This is a genomic window from Vreelandella malpeensis, assembly GCF_020622355.1.
Taxonomy (GTDB): Bacteria; Pseudomonadota; Gammaproteobacteria; order Pseudomonadales; family Halomonadaceae; genus Vreelandella; species Vreelandella malpeensis.
Genome location: NZ_WHVL01000002.1, coordinates 87,694 through 107,495 on the forward strand (window position 1 = coordinate 87,694; position 19,802 = coordinate 107,495).

The 19,802-nt window shown below is 65.5% G+C and carries 16 protein-coding genes; 5 read left to right on the top strand and 11 right to left on the bottom strand.

All coding sequences use genetic code 11. The features are described from left to right. The first annotated feature begins 61 nt into the window (after window positions 1-61). Both GEV37_RS05735 and GEV37_RS05740 read left to right on the top strand, forming a co-directional pair. Complete coding sequence (locus GEV37_RS05735; protein WP_227389288.1) at window positions 62-1,129, top strand: efflux RND transporter periplasmic adaptor subunit; 1,068 nt, start codon at window positions 62-64, stop codon at window positions 1,127-1,129. Continuing rightward, entirely contained in the window at window positions 1,129-4,239 is a 3,111-nt protein-coding gene (locus GEV37_RS05740; protein WP_227389289.1) for an efflux RND transporter permease subunit, read from the top strand. Before GEV37_RS05735 ends, GEV37_RS05740 begins: the two co-directional genes overlap by 1 nt. Window positions 4,240-4,293: 54 nt before the next feature. On the opposite strand, the gene GEV37_RS05745 is transcribed toward GEV37_RS05740, so the two are convergent. Then, window positions 4,294-4,707: a DUF3617 domain-containing protein gene (locus GEV37_RS05745; RefSeq protein WP_227389290.1), complete on the bottom strand. Its 414-nt coding sequence runs from the start codon at window positions 4,705-4,707 to the stop codon at window positions 4,294-4,296. A 135-nt stretch (window positions 4,708-4,842) separates the two neighbouring features. Between GEV37_RS05745 and GEV37_RS05750 the strand changes: the two genes are divergently transcribed. After that, complete coding sequence (locus GEV37_RS05750) at window positions 4,843-5,052, top strand: zinc ribbon domain-containing protein (protein WP_227389291.1); 210 nt, start codon at window positions 4,843-4,845, stop codon at window positions 5,050-5,052. Window position 5,053: 1 nt separating this feature from the next. Here GEV37_RS05750 and GEV37_RS05755 read toward each other — a convergent pair whose 3' ends face one another. The 4 genes from GEV37_RS05755 to GEV37_RS05770 all read right to left on the bottom strand — a co-directional run bounded on the left by GEV37_RS05755 (window position 5,054) and on the right by GEV37_RS05770 (window position 9,193). Further along, on the bottom strand, window positions 5,054-5,896 hold the full coding sequence (locus tag GEV37_RS05755) for an ABC transporter permease subunit (RefSeq protein WP_338035110.1): 843 nt from the start codon (window positions 5,894-5,896) through the stop codon (window positions 5,054-5,056). Beyond that, complete coding sequence (locus GEV37_RS05760; protein WP_227389292.1) at window positions 5,893-6,804, bottom strand: ABC transporter permease subunit; 912 nt, start codon at window positions 6,802-6,804, stop codon at window positions 5,893-5,895. Before GEV37_RS05760 ends, GEV37_RS05755 begins: the two co-directional genes overlap by 4 nt. 25 nt (window positions 6,805-6,829) lie before the next feature. Next, window positions 6,830-7,999, bottom strand: a complete 1,170-nt coding sequence (locus GEV37_RS05765) for an ABC transporter ATP-binding protein (RefSeq protein ID WP_227389293.1) — start codon at window positions 7,997-7,999, stop codon at window positions 6,830-6,832. A 93-nt stretch (window positions 8,000-8,092) separates the two neighbouring features. Continuing rightward, the gene (locus tag GEV37_RS05770) at window positions 8,093-9,193 is read right to left on the bottom strand and encodes a polyamine ABC transporter substrate-binding protein (RefSeq protein ID WP_227389294.1); all 1,101 of its coding nucleotides are present in this window, start codon (window positions 9,191-9,193) and stop codon (window positions 8,093-8,095) included. A 396-nt stretch (window positions 9,194-9,589) separates the two neighbouring features. Between GEV37_RS05770 and ahpC the strand changes: the two genes are divergently transcribed. Both ahpC and ahpF read left to right on the top strand, forming a co-directional pair. Continuing rightward, the gene (gene ahpC / locus GEV37_RS05775; RefSeq protein ID WP_227389295.1) at window positions 9,590-10,153 is read left to right on the top strand and encodes an alkyl hydroperoxide reductase subunit C; all 564 of its coding nucleotides are present in this window, start codon (window positions 9,590-9,592) and stop codon (window positions 10,151-10,153) included. Between the two features lie 212 nt (window positions 10,154-10,365). Next, entirely contained in the window at window positions 10,366-11,922 is a 1,557-nt protein-coding gene (gene ahpF, locus GEV37_RS05780; RefSeq protein WP_227389296.1) for an alkyl hydroperoxide reductase subunit F, read from the top strand. 84 nt (window positions 11,923-12,006) lie between these two features. Here ahpF and GEV37_RS17030 read toward each other — a convergent pair whose 3' ends face one another. The 6 genes from GEV37_RS17030 to hemA are packed head-to-tail and all read right to left on the bottom strand — an operon-like array spanning window position 12,007 to window position 19,793. Further along, on the bottom strand, window positions 12,007-15,228 hold the full coding sequence (locus tag GEV37_RS17030; protein ID WP_227389297.1) for a UDP-N-acetylmuramoyl-tripeptide--D-alanyl-D-alanine ligase: 3,222 nt from the start codon (window positions 15,226-15,228) through the stop codon (window positions 12,007-12,009). A 42-nt stretch (window positions 15,229-15,270) separates the two neighbouring features. Then, window positions 15,271-16,029 (bottom strand): HesA/MoeB/ThiF family protein, encoded by a 759-nt coding sequence (locus GEV37_RS05790; protein WP_227389298.1) that lies wholly within the window; start codon window positions 16,027-16,029, stop codon window positions 15,271-15,273. Window positions 16,030-16,032: 3 nt separating this feature from the next. Continuing rightward, window positions 16,033-16,533, bottom strand: coding sequence for an Lrp/AsnC ligand binding domain-containing protein (locus tag GEV37_RS05795; RefSeq protein ID WP_227389299.1), 501 nt, complete (start codon window positions 16,531-16,533; stop codon window positions 16,033-16,035). A 22-nt stretch (window positions 16,534-16,555) separates the two neighbouring features. Then, window positions 16,556-17,398 (bottom strand): peptide chain release factor N(5)-glutamine methyltransferase, encoded by an 843-nt coding sequence (gene prmC / locus GEV37_RS05800; RefSeq protein ID WP_227389300.1) that lies wholly within the window; start codon window positions 17,396-17,398, stop codon window positions 16,556-16,558. After that, the gene (gene prfA, locus GEV37_RS05805; protein WP_227389301.1) at window positions 17,398-18,486 is read right to left on the bottom strand and encodes a peptide chain release factor 1; all 1,089 of its coding nucleotides are present in this window, start codon (window positions 18,484-18,486) and stop codon (window positions 17,398-17,400) included. Before prfA ends, prmC begins: the two co-directional genes overlap by 1 nt. Further along, the gene (gene hemA, locus GEV37_RS05810) at window positions 18,483-19,793 is read right to left on the bottom strand and encodes a glutamyl-tRNA reductase (protein WP_227389302.1); all 1,311 of its coding nucleotides are present in this window, start codon (window positions 19,791-19,793) and stop codon (window positions 18,483-18,485) included. Before hemA ends, prfA begins: the two co-directional genes overlap by 4 nt. Window positions 19,794-19,802: the final 9 nt, after the last annotated feature.

The window sequence follows — 19,802 nt, forward strand, 5'->3', positions numbered from 1 at the left end:
AACGCCGCGTTGCCCGACCCTGCGACCTTTCGCCCATGCCCGCTCGCCGACCGAGACGCCTATGCCCACGTTGATCCGCCCTTTCGGGGCGCTGTTGCTGCTCCTCCTGCTCTGCCCGCTGGCCTTTGCCCAGCCGCTGCCCGGCGTGATCGCAAGCCTCGCCGAACGCGCTCCCTGGTCGGACCCGCTCGAGGCACTGGGCACTCTGAGCGCCGACGAGAGCGTGACGTTGTCGGCCACGGTGACCAAGACCGTCGCCGAGATCAACTTCGCCGATGGCGAGCAGGTCGAGCGCGGGCGGCTGTTGATCCGCCTCGAGGATGGCGAGGAGCAGGCTCTCTTGCGCGCCGCCGAGGCGCTGAGCGCCGAGCGCGCCAACGTGCTGGGACGCGTCTCCCAGCTTCAGGATCGCAACCTGGCCGCCCGCGCCGACGTGGAAGATCGCCAGGCCCAGCTCGACCAGGCGCGCGCCCAGGCCCAGGCCCAGCAGGCGCGGCTTGCCAACTACCGTATTCGCGCGCCGTTCAGCGGCCGGGTCGGGTTTCGCGAAGTGAGCGTGGGCACGCTCGTCACGCCCGGCACGGCCCTGGTCACCCTCGACAAGCTCGACGTCATGAAGCTCGATTTCAGCGTACCGGAGGTCTTTCTCGGCCGGCTGTCACCGGGGCTTGCGCTGAGTGCCACCAGCGTCGCCTTTCCCGACGAGGTCTTCAGCGGCGAGATCGCCACCCTCGGCACGCGCATCGATCCGGTCACACGCAATATCGAGGTGCGTGCGCTCATCGACAACCCGGGCCTGCGACTGCGCCCGGGCCTATTGATGGAAGTGATCGTCCAGCAGCGCCTGCGCGACACCGTGGTGGTGCCCGAGGCGGCGCTGGAGCCCAGCGGCGACCGCCACTACGTGATGGTGGTCCATGAAGAGGGCGATGACCACCGCCTGGAACAGCGCTCGGTAATGATCGGCGAGCGCCGTCACGGCGAGGTGGAAGTTCTCGAAGGGCTTGACGAGGGCGAACTCGTCGTGGTCCACGGGCTGCAGCTCGCCCGCGACGGCCTGGCGGTGCGTCTGCTCGGCGTGATGGACGATCATACCGGCGTGCGCGAGATTCTGGAGGCCCACCGCTGATGCGTCTCTCGGACATTTCGGTCCAGCGTCCGGTACTGGCCCTAGTGATTGCCGCGCTGATCGTCGCCTTCGGGCTGCTGGCTCTCGACCGCCTGCCGCTGCAGGAGTACCCCACCGTCGACCCGCCCATCGTCAGCATCGACACCCGCTACCCGGGGGCCTCGGCGAGCGTGGTGGAAACCCGCATCACCCAGGTGCTCGAGGATCGCATCGCCGGGGTCGAAGGAATCGAGCTGATTACCTCCCAAAGCGAGGATGGCCGATCGCGCATCGAGATCGAGTTCGCCATCACCATGGACATCGATTCCGCGGCCAACGACGTGCGTGATCGCATTTCCGGCGCCCTTCGCAACCTGCCGGACGACGCCGACAACCCGGAAGTCACCAAGGCGGACAGCAGCGAGGAGATCGTCGTCTGGCTGAGCCTTTCCGGGGCGAACTACTCGATGACCGAGCTCACCGACTACGCCAATCGCTACCTGGTCGACAGCCTGTCGGTACAGCCGGGGGTGGCCCGGGTACGGGTGGGCGGCGGGCGCGACTACGCCATGCGCGTGTGGCTCGACCGCAATGCCCTGGCCGCGCGAGGCCTGACCGTAGGCGACATCGAGGATGCCCTGCGCGCCGAAAACGTGGAGCTTCCGGCCGGGTCGCTCCAGTCCGCGGATCGCCAGTTCATCGTGCGCCTGCCGCGTGCCTTCGCCACCGCCGACGACTTCAAGCGTCTAGCGCTGGATCAGGGCGCGCGCGGCGAGCTGGTGCGCCTGGCCGACGTGGCTCGGGTCGAGGTCGGCGCGGTGGAGGACCGCTCGGTATTTCGCGCCAACGGCGTGCCCATGGTCGGCCTTGGTATCATCATGCAGTCCACGGCGAACGTGCTGGCGCTTTCCGAAGCGGTGCAGGAAGAGCTTGGCCGCCTGCAGCAGACGCTGCCGGAGGGCATGGCGCTGGCGCTCGACTACGACGCCTCGCTGTTCGTCTCCGGGGCCATCGAGCAGGTGGTGAGCACGCTGTTCGTCAGCATGGTGCTGGTCGTGGTGGTGATCTTCCTGTTCCTGGGCAATTTCCGCACCACGCTGGTGCCCGCCGTGACCGTGCCGATCGCCGTCATCGGCGCCTTCACGGCGCTTGCGGTGATGAACTTCTCGATCAATCTTTTGACCCTGCTGGCGCTGGTACTCGCCATTGGTCTGATCGTCGACGACGCCATCGTGGTGCTCGAGAACATCAACCGGCGCATGCATGACCATGGCGAAACGCCGCTGGTCGCCGCCTATCGCGGCACCCGCCAGATCGGCTTCGCGGTGATCGCCACCACCCTGGTGCTGGTGGCGGTGTTCGTGCCGCTGAGCATGCTTCAGGGCGATATCGGCAGGCTGTTCTCGGAGTTCGCCCTGACCATGGCCGCGGCGGTAGTGTTCTCGACGCTTCTGGCGCTGACCCTCACCCCGATGATGGCCTCGAAGATATTGAAGCCCGGCATGCACGATGGCCGCATCGCGCGCGGTGTGCAGCGCCTGCTGGGCGCCTCCCAGCGCCTCTATCGACGCGTGCTGATCAGAACGCTTGCGCTGCGCTGGCTGGTGGCGGCGCTGTTCGTCGGCCTGCTGGCGGCTACCGCCTGGCTCGCCATGGCCCTGCCGAGCGAATATACCCCCCAGGAGGATCGCGGCAACTTCATCGTGCTGGTCAACGGTCCCGAAGGCGCCACCTTCGAGTACATGATGGACTACATGGACGAGATCGAGGTGCGCCTGGCCCCCTTCGTCGAGCGAGGCGAACTGAAACGCGTGGTGGCGCGAGCGCCGCGCGGCTTCGGCAATATCGAGAACTTCAATAGCGGCTTTTTCATCATCGACATGGTCGACTGGGGCAGCCGTCGCAGCGCCTGGGAGATCATGGGAGACGTCCGCGAGACGCTGACCACCCTGCCCGGCGTCCAGGCGTTTCCGGTGATGCGCCAGGGCTTTGGCCAGCGCACCCAGAAACCCGTCCAGTTCGTGATCGGCGGCGGCTCCTATGAGCAGATCGCCCGCTGGCGGGACGTCATGATCGAGCACGTGCGTCGCGACAACCCGCGCCTGACGGCGCTCGAGAGCAATTACGACGAGACCCAGCCCCAGCTTCGCGTGGACATCGACTACGAGCGGGCGGCGGCGCTCGGGGTGACCGTCAGCGAGATCGGCCGCACCCTCGAGGTGCTGCTCGGCGGGCGCAACGTGACCCGCTACGTCGACGACGGCGAGGAGTACGACGTGATCCTCGAAGGCGACCGGGCGCGCCAGCAAAGCCCGCGGGCGCTGGACAACATCCAGGTACGCTCGAGCCGAAGCGGTGCACTGGTGCCGCTGTCTAGCCTGGTGACCCTCACCGATTTCGCTGGCGCCAGCACGCTCAATCGCTTCGATCGGGTACGCGCGATCACGCTGGAGGCCAACCTGGCCGATGGCTACCCGCTGGGCGAGGCGCTGGCCTATCTGCAGCAAAGTGCCGATACGCTGTTGCCCGAAGCCGCCCAGACGAGCCTTGCCGGCCCCTCGCGGGACTTCCAGCAGGCCAGCGGCGCCACCACCTTCCTGCTGGTGCTGGGTGCGGTGGTGGTGTTTCTGGTGCTCGCCGCTCAGTTCGAGAGCCTGGTGCACCCGCTGGTGATCATGCTGACAGTGCCGCTGGCCATGAGCGGGGCGCTGCTGGCGCTGCTGCTGAGCGGGCAATCGCTCAACATCTACAGCCAAGTGGGGCTGGTGTTGCTGATCGGGCTGGCGGCGAAGAACGGCATCCTGATCGTCGAGTTCGTCAACCAGCTGCGCGACGAGGGCCTGGCGTTTCGCGATGCCCTCGTCGAGGCGTCGGTGACCCGCCTGCGCCCGATCCTCATGACCGCGATCACCACCATGGCCGGCGCCATCCCGCTGATCGTCTCGAGCGGCCCGGGGGCGGAGTCGCGGCTGGTCATCGGCACCGTGATCATGGCCGGGGTCGCCGCAGCGACGCTGTTCACGCTTCTGGTGGTGCCGGTAGCTTACGACCTGCTCGCCCGGCGTACCGGCTCGCCCGGCGCGGTCAAGCGTCGCCTGGAGGAGGAGATGGCGCGCAGTGATGCGCGCTGAAACGCAAAAGAGCGCCCGCAGGCGCTCTTTCGTCGACAACTCGCTCGAAAGCGCTCAGCCGCAATCGCCGATGCGCTCGCCCTCGATCGAGGTGTTCATGGTGAGCTCGCCCATCGGAGACTCGGTCAGAATCGACACGTCACCGTCGATGCGTTCGCCCATGAAACGCATCTCGCCATCGATGGTGGCCTGACCGCCCTCGGCGCTGCACGCCATGCTGTAATTGATACCGTCGGCGTTCATGTCCTGGCTGAGAAGCTCGCAGCCCTGCTCCTCCTCGATCAGCCCGAAGGACTCGCTGTCGAGTTCTTCCTGGGTGATACACTGACGCTCGGTTTCGGTCTGGTCAGGGATGTCCATGTCGCCGCTGATGCGGGTGACGCTGACGAATTCCCACTCGCCCGGGGTGACGTTGGGCGTATCCGCCAGGGCGACCATCGGGACGGCCAGAGCGGCCGCAACTACCATGTAACGTATCATCATCGTTCTCTTTGATTGCTGGGAAGAAAGACCCGCCCTCATCCTACCCGATTCCGCCCCTCGGTGTCCGCATCCGCTCTGCTACACTCAATGACAATCATGTCACCGCCTGGAGAACCCGCCATGGACGACGATGCCTTGATCGAGCACGCCTTCGACTGCCCCTACTGCGGCACCTCGCTCACCTTCGTGATCGATACCTCCCAGGGCAGCCATACCACCTGGGAAGATTGCCACCGCTGCTGCGCGCCGATCCAGGTGCAGGTGGTGCTTTCGCCGATGACCGGCGAGATAGAGGCCATTACCACCGGGCGCGACGACGACGTGCTGTGAGCTACTCGTCGTCGCTCGCCCGGTGAATCAATGCCAGGCGGCGCTTTTCACTTCGGCGCATGACGTACCAGGCCAGGAGTGTGGCCAGCGACACCACCAGAATGATCAGCGTGGCCAGCGCGTTGATCTTCGGCGAGACGCCCAGGCGTACCGAGGAGAACACCACCATCGGTAGCGTGTTGGCCCCGGGGCCGGAGACGAAGCTCGCGATCACCAGATCATCCAGCGACAGCGTGAAGGCGAGCAGCCACCCGGCGACCAGCGCCGGCGAGATCACCGGCAGCGTGATGCTGAAGAACGTCTTCAAAGGCGGCGAGCCCAGGTCCATCGCCGCCTCTTCGATGGAGCGATCCATCTCGCGCAGGCGCGCGGCGACCACCACCGCGACGTAAGCGCTGCAGAAGGTGGTATGGGCGATCCAGATCGTCGCCATGCCGCGATCCGCCGGCCAGCCGGTAAGCTGGGCCATCTGCACGAACAGGAGCAGAAGCGAAAGTCCGGTGATCACCTCGGGCATCACCAAGGGCGCGGTCACCATGCTCGACAATGCCGTCTTGCCGCGAAAGCGTCCGAAGCGGGTCATCACGAAGGCCGCCACGGTCCCCAGACACACCGCCATGCTGGCGGCGAAGAAAGCGATCTCGAGGCTCGTCCACACTGCAGCGAGGATCTGACGGTCGCGAAACAGCGCGCCATACCACTCGGTGGAGAAGCCCGCCCATACGGTCACCAGGCGCGAGGCGTTGAAGGAGTAGACCACCAGCACCAGCATCGGCAGATAGAGAAACACCAGCCCCACCACTAACATCACGGTGGTGAACGACGGCATGCGCGGCTTTCTCATTTTTCGAGCTCCCGGGACTGGTAGCGGTGAAACCACACGATGGGCACGAGCAGGAGTGCCAGCATCACCATGGCGAGCGCCGAGGCGACCGGCCAGTCGCGGTTCAGGAAGAACTCCTCCCACAGTACCTTGCCGATCATCAGCGTATCCGGCCCGCCGAGAAGTTCGGGGATGACGAACTCCCCCACTGCCGGAATGAACACCAGCATCGAGCCCGCGATGATGCCGCCCATGGAGAGCGGTAACGTCACCTTGAGGAAGGTGTTGAGCTTGCGCGAGCCCAGATCCGCCGCCGCTTCCAGCAGCGAGTTGTCGAGCCGCGTGAGATGGGCGTAGAGCGGCAGCACCATGAACGGCAGGTAGGCGTAGACGATACCGATCACCACGGCGAACCGGGTGTTCATCATGCGCAGGGGCGAGTCGATCAGGCCCAGGCTCATCAGCAGGTTGTTGAGCAGGCCGCTGTTGCTGAGAATCCCCATCCAGGCGTAGACCCGGATTAGAAACGAGGTCCACGACGGCAGCATCACCAGCAGCACCAGTATCAGTTGCCAGCGAAGCGGTGCCCGGGCCATGGCGTAGGCCATCGGGTAGCCGAGCAGCAGACATACCAGCGTCGAGATGAAGGCCGTCTGGATCGAGCCCCAGTAAGCCGCCACGTAGAGCGAATCCGACAGCAGGAACAGGTAGTTGCCCAGGTTCAGGAAGACGTGCAGCGTCTGGTCGGCGTACTCGAGCAGCGGTCCGAAGGGCGGAATCGCCACCATCGATTCGGACAGGCTGATCTTCAGCACTAGGGCGAAGGGCAGCAAGAAGAACAGCGTCAGCCACACCAGCGGCAGCGCGATCACCGCGCGACGGCCGAGCTTCAGGCGCTGCAGGCGCGCGGCGAACGTAAGCGACTTCATCAAGGGCGCTCTCCTGAATCCACGCTCATCGGTTGAGCACGATGGCGCTATGGTCTTCCCAGTACACGTAGACATCGTCCTCCCAGGTGGGGCGATCGCCACGCCGCTCGACGTTGGCCATGCTCACCTTGATCATCTGCCCAGTAGCGGTGCGCACGTAGTAGAGCGAGTAGCCGCCGAGGTAGGCGATGTCATCGACCTTGCCCGCCTCCCAGTTGTAGGCGCCTTCGGGCTTCTCGCGGGAGAGCCAGATCTTCTCTGGGCGCAGCGCCGCCCACACCCGCCGGTCCATCGCCTGGGTGGTGATGCCGTGGTCGATGTAGATCGGCCGTGACAGCAAGGACGTTTCGATGGTGCAGTGATCCGCCGCGTCCTCGACGATCTCGCCCTCGAACAGATTCACCGTGCCGACGAACTCCGCCACCATGCGGCTTGCCGGGCTCTCGTAGATGTCCACCGGTGAGCCCACCTGCTCGATCCAGCCATCGGCCATGATCGCCACGCGGTCCGCCATGGTCATCGCCTCTTCCTGGTCGTGGGTGACCATGATGCAGGTCACGCCGACCTGCTCGATGATCTCGACCACCTCGAGCTGCATCTCGGTGCGCAGCTTCTTGTCCAGCGCGCCCATGGGCTCGTCGAGCAGCAGAAGCTTGGGCCGCTTGGCCAGCGAGCGTGCCAGTGCTACCCGCTGGCGCTGGCCACCGGAGAGCTGGTGCGGCTTGCGCTTGGCGAAGCGTTCCATGTGCACGAGCTTGAGCATCTGCGCCACTCGCGCCTCGATCTCGGCCTTGGGAAGCTTGTCCTGCTTTAGCCCGAAGGCGATGTTCTGAGCCACGCTCATGTGTGGAAAGAGCGCGTAGGACTGGAACATCATGTTGATCGCGCGCTTGTGCGGCGGGGTTCGCGTGATGTCTTCGCCACCGAGCAGGATGCTGCCCTCAGTCGGCGTCTCGAAGCCGGCCAGCATGCGCAACAGCGTCGACTTGCCGGAGCCGGAGCCGCCCAGAAGCGCGAAGATCTCGCCGCGCTTGACCTGCAGGTTGACGGTATCCACCGCCAGCGCTTCGTCGAAGCGCTTGCTCAGGCGCTTGACCTCCAGCACGATGTCCTCGGCGAAACGTGGGGTCTTGCCGGGCGTGCGGGGCGCCGCTTGAGCGGCCGAGGTGTCGTTCGACAGGGGCGTTGTGACCATTCGCCACTCCCATCCAAAGGCCCGGGCTAGCGGGCACCAAACGATTAGAAGCGGACAGGGTTCTCCCCTGCCCGCCGCGGGATCGACGCTAGATCAACGACCGGACTTGACGCGGTTCCAGATACGCGTGCGAGCGCGCTGGAACGGCTGGGGCATGTCGCGGGCGACGTAGAGGTTCTGCATGACCTCGGTTTCCGGGTAGATCGCCGGATCGTTCAGGATCTCCTCGTCGAGGTAGGCATCGGCGGCCGCGTTGGGGTTGGCGTAGCTGACGTAGTCGGTGATCTCGGCGGCAATTTCCGGATCGAGGATGAAGTTGATGAAGGCGTGGGCGTTTTCCGGATTCGGCGCATCGGCGGGGATCGCCATCACGTCGAACCAGAGCGCGGCGCCCTCTTTCGGAATGGAGTAGCCGATGGTGAAGTCGCGACCCGCTTCCTCGGCACGCTCCGCAGCCTGGAAGACGTCGCCGGAGTAGCCGCCGGCCACGCAGATGTCGCCGTTGGCGAGATCGGAAATGTAGCGCGAGGAGTGGAAGTAGGTGATGTCGTCGCGCACCGCCGCGATCGCCTCGCCGGCGGCCTCGAGATCGTCGGTGCTGTCGCTGATCGGGCTCAGGCCCAGATACGCCATGGCGGCGGGCAGCATCTCCTCGCCGGTATCGAGCATCGCGATACCGCAGCCGGCCGCGTTCAGGGCGCCGGTGATCTCGGGATCGAAGAGCATCGCCCAGCTATCCACCGGGGCGTTGTCGCCAAGGATTTCGCGCACCCGGTCGACGTTGTAGCCGATGCCGTTGGTGCCCCACATGTAAGGGACCATGTACTCGGTGGTGGCGTCGATGCCCTCGAGGTTCTCCATCAGCTCGGGATTGAGATTGCCCAGGTTGGGCAGTTGGGCGGCATCGAGGGTCTGGTAGACGCCGGCCTGGCGCTGGCGCAGGAAGAAGTGGGACGAGGGCACCACCACGTCGTAGCCGGAGCGGCCGGCCAGCAGCGCGGCATCGAGGGTTTCGTTGCTGTCGTAGACGTCGTAGGTGACGTCGATGCCGGTGCGCTCGGTGAACTTCGCAAGCGTTTCCGGGGCGATATAGTCAGACCAGTTGTAGACACGCACTTCGTCAGCGTGGGCGTTCGCCGCTACGACACAGGAAAGCGCCGTAACGGCCGCTGCGAGTTTGTGGATGTTCCCCATTCCATTGCTCCTCGTGCAAATGCTGATAGAGCCGACCGGAGAGTGCCGAGTCGACGTCACCGCGAACCGCCATCGTTGAGTGCCACTTCATCGGCGCCAACCCTCAAATTAGCACCTAAATGCGGCGAGGCAATTTTTCGAAGCTGCGAATTCTGCGCGGCCTCGCCCCCCATCGCAAGGGTTGGCGAGAAAATTGTTGCATTGAGCGCCCGGCGACCCCACTTAAGCCTCTGGGTTCAGGCTGACACGCGGCTTCGGCGCCACGTACCGCTTCTGATGCCATAGCCGATTGCTATGAAATGAATGTCTTTTTTCAATTTTAGCTATCAAGCATTGGTCGTTAGTATGACCCCTACATTTTCGAGCCACACCCATCCGATAACGGAGACTAGCTGAATGTCCTTGATTAACACCGAAGTAAAACCCTTCAAAGCGACCGCTTACCACAACGGTGAATTCATCGACGTTACCGACGCCGACCTGAAAGGCCAGTGGTCCGTTTTCTTCTTCTACCCGGCCGACTTCACCTTCGTCTGCCCGACCGAGCTTGGTGACCTGGCCGACAACTACGACGCGTTCAAGAAGCTGGGCGTCGAGATCTACAGCGTTTCCACCGACACCCACTTCACCCACAAGGCGTGGCACGATAGCTCCGAGACCATCGGCAAGCTCCAGTACCCTATGATCGCCGACCCGACGCTGAAGATCTCGCGCAATTTCGAAGTGCTGATCGAGGAAGATGGCCTGGCCGAGCGCGGCACCTTCGTGGTCGACCCGGACGGCAAGATCCAGATCGTCGAGATCAACGCTGGCAACATCGGCCGTAACGCCGAAGAGCTGCTGCGCAAGGTGAAGGCCGCCCAGTACGTTCGCGAAAACCCGAACGAAGTGTGCCCGGCCAAGTGGAAAGAAGGCGAAGAGACCCTCGCGCCGTCTCTGGATCTCGTCGGCAAGATCTAAGCCGCCCGTCGCTTCTCCGCTTTGACAGTCACGATTTCATCGACGGAGTAGCCTCGCGCCCGGGCACTCGCCCGGGCGCGCCGTTTCAGCCCCTCGCTTCTTCAAGCGCTGGGCTTTCATTACCGTAACACCCCTTTCTCTCCCGCCTCACCCAGACGTTCGGGCTCACGGCGGTCGAGACATATTCAAGCCGATTGCGAGGAACCACGGTCATGCTGGACGCGAATTTGAAAAATCAGTTGAAGGCTTATCTGGAAAAGGTGACCCAACCGTTCGAGATCGCGGCATCCCTCGACGACGGCGCCAAATCTCAGGAGCTGCTTGGCCTCTTGCAGGACATCGCGAGCCTCTCCGACAAGATCAGTTTGAGCACCGATGGCCAGGACGCGCGCACACCGTCGTTCGCCATCAACCGCCCCGGCGAAGAGACCGGCGTGGTGTTCGCCGGCATCCCGATGGGCCATGAGTTCACATCGCTGGTGCTGGCGCTTCTGCAGGTCGGCGGTCACCCGCCCAAGACCTCTCAGGAGACGCTCGATCAAATCAAGGCTCTCGACGGCGAGATGCGCTTCGAGACCTACTATTCGCTGTCATGCCAGAACTGCCCGGACGTGGTGCAGGCGCTGAACCTGATGGCGATCTTCAACCCGGGCATCCAGCACGTGGCCATCGATGGCGCGCTGTTCCAGGATGAGGTCGAGGCACGCGAGATCATGTCGGTGCCGAGCGTCTACCTGAACGGCAAGCCCTTCGATCAGGGCCGCATGACGATCGAGCAGATTCTCGCCAAGGTCGATACGGGTGCGGCCGAGCGCGACGCGAAAAAGCTCAGCGAAAAGGCCGCGTTCGACTCCTTGATCATCGGCGGCGGCCCCGCCGGCGCCTCGGCGGCGATCTATTCGGCGCGCAAGGGCATCAACACGGGCATCGCTGCCGAGCGCTTCGGCGGCCAGGTCTCGGATACCCTGGGCATCGAGAATTTCATCTCGGTCTCCCGCACCGAAGGCCCGAAGTTGGTAGCGGCCCTCGAGCAGCACGTCAACGACTACGAGGTCGACGTGATGAACCTGCAGCGCGCCACGGCCTTCAAGGCCGCCGAGACCGAGGGTGGGCTTCATGAAGTGACGTTCGAATCCGGCGCCACGCTCAAGAGCAAGACCTTGATTCTGGCTACCGGCGCCCGCTGGCGGGAGATGAACGTGCCCGGCGAGCAGACGTACCGCAACAAGGGCGTGGCCTACTGCCCGCATTGCGACGGCCCGCTGTTCAAGGGCAAGCGCGTGGCGGTGATCGGCGGCGGCAACTCCGGGGTCGAAGCGGCGATCGATCTGGCGGGTATCGTCGATCACGTCACCCTAGTCGAGTTCATGGGCGAGATGCGCGCCGACGCGGTGCTGCAGAAAAAGCTCAAGAGTTTGCCCAACGTCGACATCATCCTCAACGCCCAGTCCACCGAGGTGACTGGCGACGGCAGCCGCGTGAACGGCCTGACCTACAAGGATCGCAACACCGACGAGGCGAAGCAGATCGCGCTCGAAGGCATCTTCGTCCAGATCGGCCTGGTGCCCAACACCGAGTGGCTCAAGGACACCCCGATCGAGATGACCCCGCGCGGCGAAATCATCGTCGATTCCCACGGCATGACCTCCGTGCCCGGCGTCTTCGCTGCCGGCGACGTGACCACCGTGCCCTACAAGCAGATCGTCATCGCCATGGGCGAAGGCGCGAAGGCCTCGCTTGGCGCCTTCGACTACCTGATTCGCAACTGATCCGAACCCAAGGGGCTGCGGCCCCTTTACCCTTTGACGCAAGACCGTGACGTCCCGCCCGCCTCCCGGCGGGCTTTTTCGTCGCTAGGCCTCGCTCAAACGGCGAGCAAGCTCGCTCAGTCCGAACTTGTTCGAGCCCTTGAAGGCGACCCAGTCGTCGGGTTCGAGCGCCTCACGAAGCCGCTGGGCCAGCGCTGACCTCGAGGGAAAACTGGCCACCCGGGGAACGCTCTTTTCGAGCAGCGGCTCGAGGGCCTGCATCTGCTCACCAAGCAGCCACACCGAGTGGGCGCCGCTTGCAAGGATCGGCTCGACCAGCGCGCGATGGTAGTCAGGGCTCTGCGCGCCGAGTTCGAGCATATCGGCCAGCACCAGGTGCTTGCGGCGCGCCTGGACCCCCTGCGCCTGCGCCAGCATGGCCTTCATCGACAGCGGGTTGGCGTTGTAGGCGTCGTCGAGAAGCTCGATGTTTCCCCCTCGCCAGGCGATGCGTCGATGGCGGCCGCGCCCTTCGGGCGGCGCGACTCGTGAAACGAACGGCAGCACGTCGCGAGGCGAGAGGCCCAGCGCGAGCAGCACCCCGAAGGCTGCCAACACGTTCATGGCCCAGTGCGCCCCCTGCCCGTCCATGGCGAGCTTGACGCGCTCGCCCGGGTAGTCGATCACGAAGGTCGCCATTTCCTCTGGATCGACCCAGCGAACCGTGGCATCCGGATGAACGCCAAAAGATAGGATAAGCAGTCCATGTCGTTGCGCGGCGGCGTGAACGATCGACCACTGCTCCATGTCGCGGTTGATCACCGCCACGCTCCCTGCCGTCATCGACTCGAAGATGCGGCTCTTGCGCACCGCCACCTGCTCGACGCTCTCGTGATACTCCAGGTGCGCAGGCCCCGCATTGAGAAACACCGCCACGTCCGGGCGCGCCAGCGCGGAATTCTGGCGCATGCGCCCGATCGCCATCTCGATAACCTGATAAGGCGCCTGCCAGGGGACGCTGGCCAGCGTCCAAGCGATACCGTGGGGCAGGTTGGCGCTGTGGGTGGTCGCCCCCACGTCTCCCCAAGGGCGCAGCAGCGCCTCGAGCAGGGCGACCAGGGTCGTCTTGCCGGCGCTGCCGGTGACGCCGATCACCCTGCCCGTAAGCTTCTGGCGAGCGTAACGGCCCATCGCGAGCACGGCCTGGTCGATATCCGCCACGCGGTAGACCGGCATTCCCAGTGCCGCCAGTTCGGCCGCCTCATGAGAGTCGTCGGCGAGCAGCAGCTGCGGCGTGAAGGGCAGCCTGACGAGGTTGTCGATCGGCAGCCCCCGCCCGCTCCCCGCGCCGACTCTGCGCAGGGCGACGGCGTGACCCGCCGCCATGGTCTTGAGATGGAAGCTCAGGCCGGTCGCCTGCCAGCGGTTCGACGCGGGCGCGACGAGCCACTCTCCCTCGACGGCCCGTTCAATGTCATCACGACGCCACTGTTCTTCCTCGCGCGAGGTGACTAGGGTCGCGAGACGAGGTGTGGGCGCCTGCAGGTAGTGGCATAGATACGCCACGAACCCGGAAAGATAGTGCTCCACGTCGTCGATACGCACCCGAAAGCTGTGGTGGCGAATGAAGAAGCTGCCGACGATGCGCTCGGGGCGCTTGAAGTACATCGCGAACTCGGGCCAGAAGTGACCGTTGAGCAGGTAGTGGGCGCGCTTCTCCAGCGCCCGGTAGAAGCGCTCGATGTCGATGAGCTCGAGCAGGTGACGATATTCGGGCACGGCCTGCAGCCGCGTGATCATCTTGTGCGCCGCCATCATCAGCTCGAGCAGCGTCGGGAAGGTGGTGATGCGCTCCTCGACGAAGTCGAGATACCCTGCCACGTTCTGCAGACCGAAGCGGTAGTAGCGCTCCTCGGGCCGGTAAAGCGTCAATTCGTTGACGCAGTAGCTCAGCCAGTGGTCATGGGCACGCCAGTGCTCCTGGGCGATGAAGTACTTAAAGGCGCGCTCGACCACTTCAAGCCAGCGCGGATCCTTCGTCAGTCCAAAAAGGCGCATCAGCCCGAACGCCGCCTCGCCATCGTAGTAGATGATGCGAAAGCGCTCCTTGACGCTGAGATCCGCCGCGTTCAGCACGTGATCGAAGCCGCCGCTTTCTAGCTGGAGCTGGCGAATGCCCAGTGCCAGCTCTTCCATTACCGGCAGATACTGTTCATCGCCGGTAAGCTCGGTGTATTTCGCCAGCGCCAGCAGCGTTACCCCACTGCCGCCGAGCTTGATCTCGCCGTTGGCTTCCAGCAGGTAGGTCACGCGCTCGCCGCGATGCTCGAAGCGCTTCAGAAACGTCGTGGTCAAGCGGCCCAGTGCCCGGTCGATCGCGTCTTTCAGCACGGCGCTCTGGTTGACCTCCCAGGCCTCGAGCATGCTGTAGATACTGCTGGCGTGGCGCAGGGTGTTGTAGCCTGCGACGTCGCGATCGAAACAGGGGTGGATGCCGTAGACGAAGCGTCCATCCGGCTCGACCTGGGCGGCCAGGAAGGCGCTGGCGCGGTCGATCAGGGCGCGGGTCCCCGCCGGGGTCAGCGTCTCGATGACGCGCCGGCCGGTATGGCGCCCCTGCTGACCGCTGCGATAGCCCTGCAACGGCCTGGGTGACTGCCCGGGTTCGATCAGCAGCGCGTCGGTGGCGAAGGTGTAGACGCGCTGGCGCGGGTTGAAATCGACCTCGAAGGTCGCCCCGAAGCGCTCCCGGGCGTAGCGCCGGAAGTTGCCGGGGTTGAGCTCGGCGCTGGCCACCCGGCTGCCGGCGTAGAGCATGGCGTTGGCGTTGAGCTCCTGCTCGAGAAAGGCGTGTTGCAGGCCCGGATCCAGCGCGATGCCGCGGCGAAAGTAGTTGCGCTTGTGACGTGAAAGCGTCGCAGCGAGGCTCTCCCAGGTGTGCGCCGTCACGTCGTGCGCCCAGTCCAGGCGCAGCCAGCGTACCGGCGCGTCAAGGGCGTAGTGCTCCTCGAGCCGGTCTTCGAGCCGCTGCCAGAGCGCGTCGCTGCTGGGAGCCCCCCGTTCGCTCGCGACCCGCGCCCGGCGGGTGCCGTCGGTGACCGATACAAAGACGCGTAGCGGCGCGTCGGCCTCGGCTGCGAGCCGCTCGACGAGCGCTTGCCGGGCGCGGGTCAGCATCTGAGCAAGCGGCAGGCGCTGGCCGGCGTCCACGCGCGTGCGCTTGTCCACGACGGGGACCCGAAAGGCGGGCTGGGCGCTTCTGCCCGTGCGGCCCTGCTGGGCGCGCCGGGCCTGCAAAAGGCTCTTCGAGCCGGGGAATCTTGCCACGCTACCCCCTCTGGACGGGTTTGGTGCCCACTGGGCACGCCTTCAAATGGCGGGTTTACCGCACACCGGGCAGGCGGGGTCGCGGGGCACCTGAAAATGGCGCCAGCGCCCGCTCAGGGCATCGAAGGTGGAAAGCCCCTGGTGAACGCGCCCGATCCTACTTGCGATCTTCACCGCCTCGAGCGCCTGGAAGGCGCCGATCACGCCCACCAGCGGTGAGATCACCCCGCTCTCGGCGCAGCTCAGGGCCTCGTCGGCGCTATCGCCCGGGGGATAGAGACAAGCGTAGCAGGGACTTTCCGGCACGCGCGGATCGAACACTGCCAGTTGCCCGGAAAAGCGGATCGCCGCGCCGGACACCAGCGCCACCCCGGCCTGCCAGCAGGCAGCGTTGATCGCATAGCGGCTCGAGAAGCGGTCGGTGCAGTCCAGCACCACGTCCGCCGTGGCCGCCAGTCGTGTCAGCTCCTCTGCCTCGAGATAGCGTTCGAGGGCAACGATCTCGCAGGTCGGGTTGAGCGCAGCCATGCTGGCGGCGGCCGAGGCGGCCTTGTTGCGATCGAGGTCCGCCTCACCGTGGGCGATCTGACGCTGCAGGTTGGAGAGCTCGACCACGTCGGCATCGGCGATGGTGATGCGTCCGACGCCTGAGGCGGCCAGATACAGCGCCGCCGGCGAGCCGAGCCCGCCGGCGCCGATGATCAGCGCATGGGCGGCCTGCAGGCGCTCCTGGCCCTCGATGTCCACCTCGTCGAGCATGATCTGGCGGCTATAGCGCAAAAGCGTCAAGTCATCCATCATCGGCTACTTCTCCTCGAACTCGTCAAGCTCCGGCACGTGCAGGCTGAAGCTCTCCTTGACCTCTTCCATCACCACATAGCTCTTGGACTCCTTGACACCGGGCAGCGTCAGCACCACGTCACCCAGCAGCTGGCGGTAGGCGGACATCTCGGGAATCCGGCACTTGAGGATGTAGTCGAACTGGCCCGACACCAGGTGGCACTCCTGGATCTGCGGCAGGGTTTCCACCGCGCGGCGAAACTCGTCAAACACCGCCGGTGACTGGGTCTCGAGGCTGATCTCGACGAACACTAAAAGGTTCGCCTTGAGCGCCTGCGGGTCGAGCAGCGCCTTGTAGCCGCGAATGACGCCGGCGCGCTCCAGACGCTTGACGCGCTCCAGGCACGGCGTGGTGGAGAGCCCCACCTGGGCGGCCAGATCCACGTAGGAGATGCGCGCGTTCTCCTGGAGCGCGCGCAGAATGCGCAGATCGATCCGGTCGAGCGTTCGGTTCCTGGGTTTCATGGTGGCCTCCCTTGTCCTGCCTTTAGCCGCGCGCCTGCCCAAGGGTGACGCGCTCGTGCCCCTGCAGGTCGATCAGGCTTTCAACGTTAATATACCCCGCCCGGTCGAGCGCCGCCCGCACGCTTTCGGCCTGGGTATGGCCATGCTCGAGCAGCAGAAATCCTTGGGCGCAAAGGTGCGGCCGGGCGCCCTCGATCAGATGCACCAGATCCGCCATTCCATCGCCTGCCGCTACCAGCGCCGAGCGCGGCTCGAAGCGCACGTCGCCACGCGCGAGGTGCGGGTCGTCCTCGCTGATGTAGGGCGGGTTGCTGACGATGAGCTCGAAGCGTGCCTCGGCATCCAGGGCGGCGAACCAGTCGCTTTGCAGGAAGGTGGCGTTAGTGATGCGAAGGTGTGCGGCATTGGCCCCGGCAAGTGCGACCGCCTCGTCGCGAAGATCGAGCCCGGTCACCTGCCAGCCCGGGCGCTCGCTGGCGAAGGCAAGCGCGATGGCGCCAGTGCCGGTGCCCAGATCGAGCAGCCGCCCGGCGGATGCCGGGGCGCGGGCGAGCGCCGCCTCCACCAGGGTTTCGGTGTCCGGTCGCGGGATCAGCGTATGCCGGGAGGTGGCAAGGGGCAGCCCCCAGAACTCGCGCTCGCCGGTGAGATAGGCCACCGGCTCGCCTTGGGCACGGGCGGCTATCAGGGCGTCGAAGCGGGCGTGTTCGAAGGGCGGGCAAGGCGCGTCGCCCCAGGTGTAGAGCCAGGTGCGATCACGTCCGAGCACATGGCCCATCAGCACTTCGGCGTCCAGGCGCGGGGTCGGCGACCCCGCCTCGATCAGGCGCCGAGTGGCCGCCTTGAGCAGCGCATCGACGCTCATCACGCGTCCTGAAGCGCCGAGAGCTGTTCGGCCTGGTACTCGTGGATCAGGGGCTCCACCACGTCGTCGAGCTGCTCGCCGCTGATCACGTCGACCAGCTTGTAGAGCGTCAGGTTGATACGGTGGTCGGTGATGCGCCCTTGGGGGAAATTGTAGGTGCGAATGCGCTCGCTGCGATCACCGGAGCCGACCAGCGAGCGGCGCGCATCGGCCTGCTCCTGGCGCTGGGAATCCACGGCGTTGCGCTTGAGCCTGGCGGCGAGCAGCGACATCGCCTTGGCGCGGTTCTTGTGCTGACTGCGCTCCTCCTGGCACTCCACCACCACGCCGGTGGGCAGGTGGGTGATGCGGATCGCCGAGTCGGTGGTATTGACGTGCTGGCCGCCGGCGCCGCTGGAGCGGTAGGTGTCCACGCGCAGATCCGCCGGATTGATGTCGATGTCGCCCACGTCCTCGACCTCGGGCATCACCGCCACGGTGCAGGCGGAAGTATGAATACGCCCTTGGGACTCGGTGGCGGGCACGCGCTGCACGCGGTGGGCGCCGGACTCGAACTTGAGCCTTGCATAGACGCCGTCGCCCTTGACCCGGGAGATCACCTCCTTGTAGCCGCCGTGCTCGCCGTGACTGGCGCTGACCACCTCCACCCGCCAGCCGCGTTTCTCCGCGTAGCGGGAGTACATGCGAAACAGGTCGCCGGCGAAGATCGCCGCCTCGTCGCCGCCGGTGCCGGCGCGCACTTCCAGAAACACGCCGCGCCCGTCGTCCGGGTCCTTGGGTACCAGCAGGCGCTTGAGTTCGGTATCGAGCTCTTCGAGCTGCTCGCGGCCCTCTTCCATTTCCATCTCGGCCAGCTCGCGCATCTCCGGGTCGCTGTCGCGGCTCAATGTTTCGGCGGTGGCGATGTTCTCCTCGATCTCGCGGTAGCGCTGCCAGGCGGCGACCAGCGCCTCGAGCTCGGCGTACTCGCGGGAGTAGTCGCGAAAGCGCTGCTGGTCGTTGATCACATCCGGGTCCGAGAGCAGCATCGCAAGCTCTTCGAAGCGGTCGGCAAAACTGTCTAGGCGTTGGCGCAACGTCTCTTTCATGCGGGCGTATCATCCTTCTGGCGTTTCGCCGCGGGCGCGGGCTTGTCGAACGCGGGCTTCGAGGGAAGCAGCACCTGCGGCGCCGCGCTCAAAAGTTCGTGGTTTTCCTGGGTGGCCGCCTCGCGCAGGGCGAGCGTGGGCTGGTGCATGAAGCGATTGGCGAGCTGGTGGGCCAGACGCTCGACCACCTTGGCCGGGTCTTCGCCACGGGCCAAGCGCTCCAGCGCCTGATCCCGGGCGGCGTCGCGAAGCGACTCGCCGTGGCGGCGGTAGTCGCGAATCAGCTCGCCCCCCTGACGCAGACGGCCCTCCTGCTGCCAGCTGCCCACGCCGTGCTCGATCAGCGATTCGGCCTGGTCGGCGGCGACCTGACGGTGGCGACGGTTCTCCTCGATCACCTCCTCGAGGTCGTCGACGGTATACAGGAAGACGTCGGCGAGCTCGCCGACCTCGGGCTCGATGTCGCGCGGCACGGCGATGTCGACCATGAACACCGGCCGGTGGCGGCGCTTCTTCAGCGCCCGCTCGACCATGCCCTTGCCAAGGATCGGCAAGGGCGCTGCGGTCGAGGAGATCACGATGTCCGCCTTCTCCAGCGCCGTTGGAATGTCCGGCAGCGCGATCGCCTCGCCGCCGAGCGGCCCGGCGAGGGCCTGAGCCCGCTCGCGGGTACGGTTGGCCACGACGATAGTGCGCACCCCGGCCTCGTGCAGGTGGCGGGCGACCAGCTCGATGGTTTCGCCGGCACCGATCAAGAGCGCACTTGCCCGCCCGAAGTCGTCGAAGATACGGCTCGCCATGCTGACCGCCGCGTAGGCGACCGACACCGGGTTCTTGCCGATGCCGGTTTCGGTGCGCACCTGCTTGGCCACGGCGAAGGTGTGCTGAAAAAGACGCTCGAGCTCACCACCGAGTCCCTTGGCCTGGCGTGCCTGCTGGTAGGCGTCCTTCAGTTGGCCAAGAATCTGCGGCTCGCCGAGCACCATGGAATCGAGCCCCACCGCCACGCGCATCAGGTGGCGCGCGGCGTCGTGATCCAGATAGTGGTAGGCGCAGCGGGCGAGTTCATCGACGCTGAGATCGTGAAAGCGGCTCAGCCATTCGAGCACCGCCTGCTCGCCAGCCGAGTTGGTCACGCAGTAGAGCTCGGTGCGATTGCAGGTGGAGAGCACCGCCGCCTCGCGGATGTGCGGCAGACAGCGAAGTTCGCCCAGCGCGTTCTCGAGCTGCGAGGGTGTAAAGGCCACCTGCTCTCGCACGGCGACACTGGCCGTCCGATGATTGATTCCCAGGGCAAGAAGCGTCATGCGTTAGGC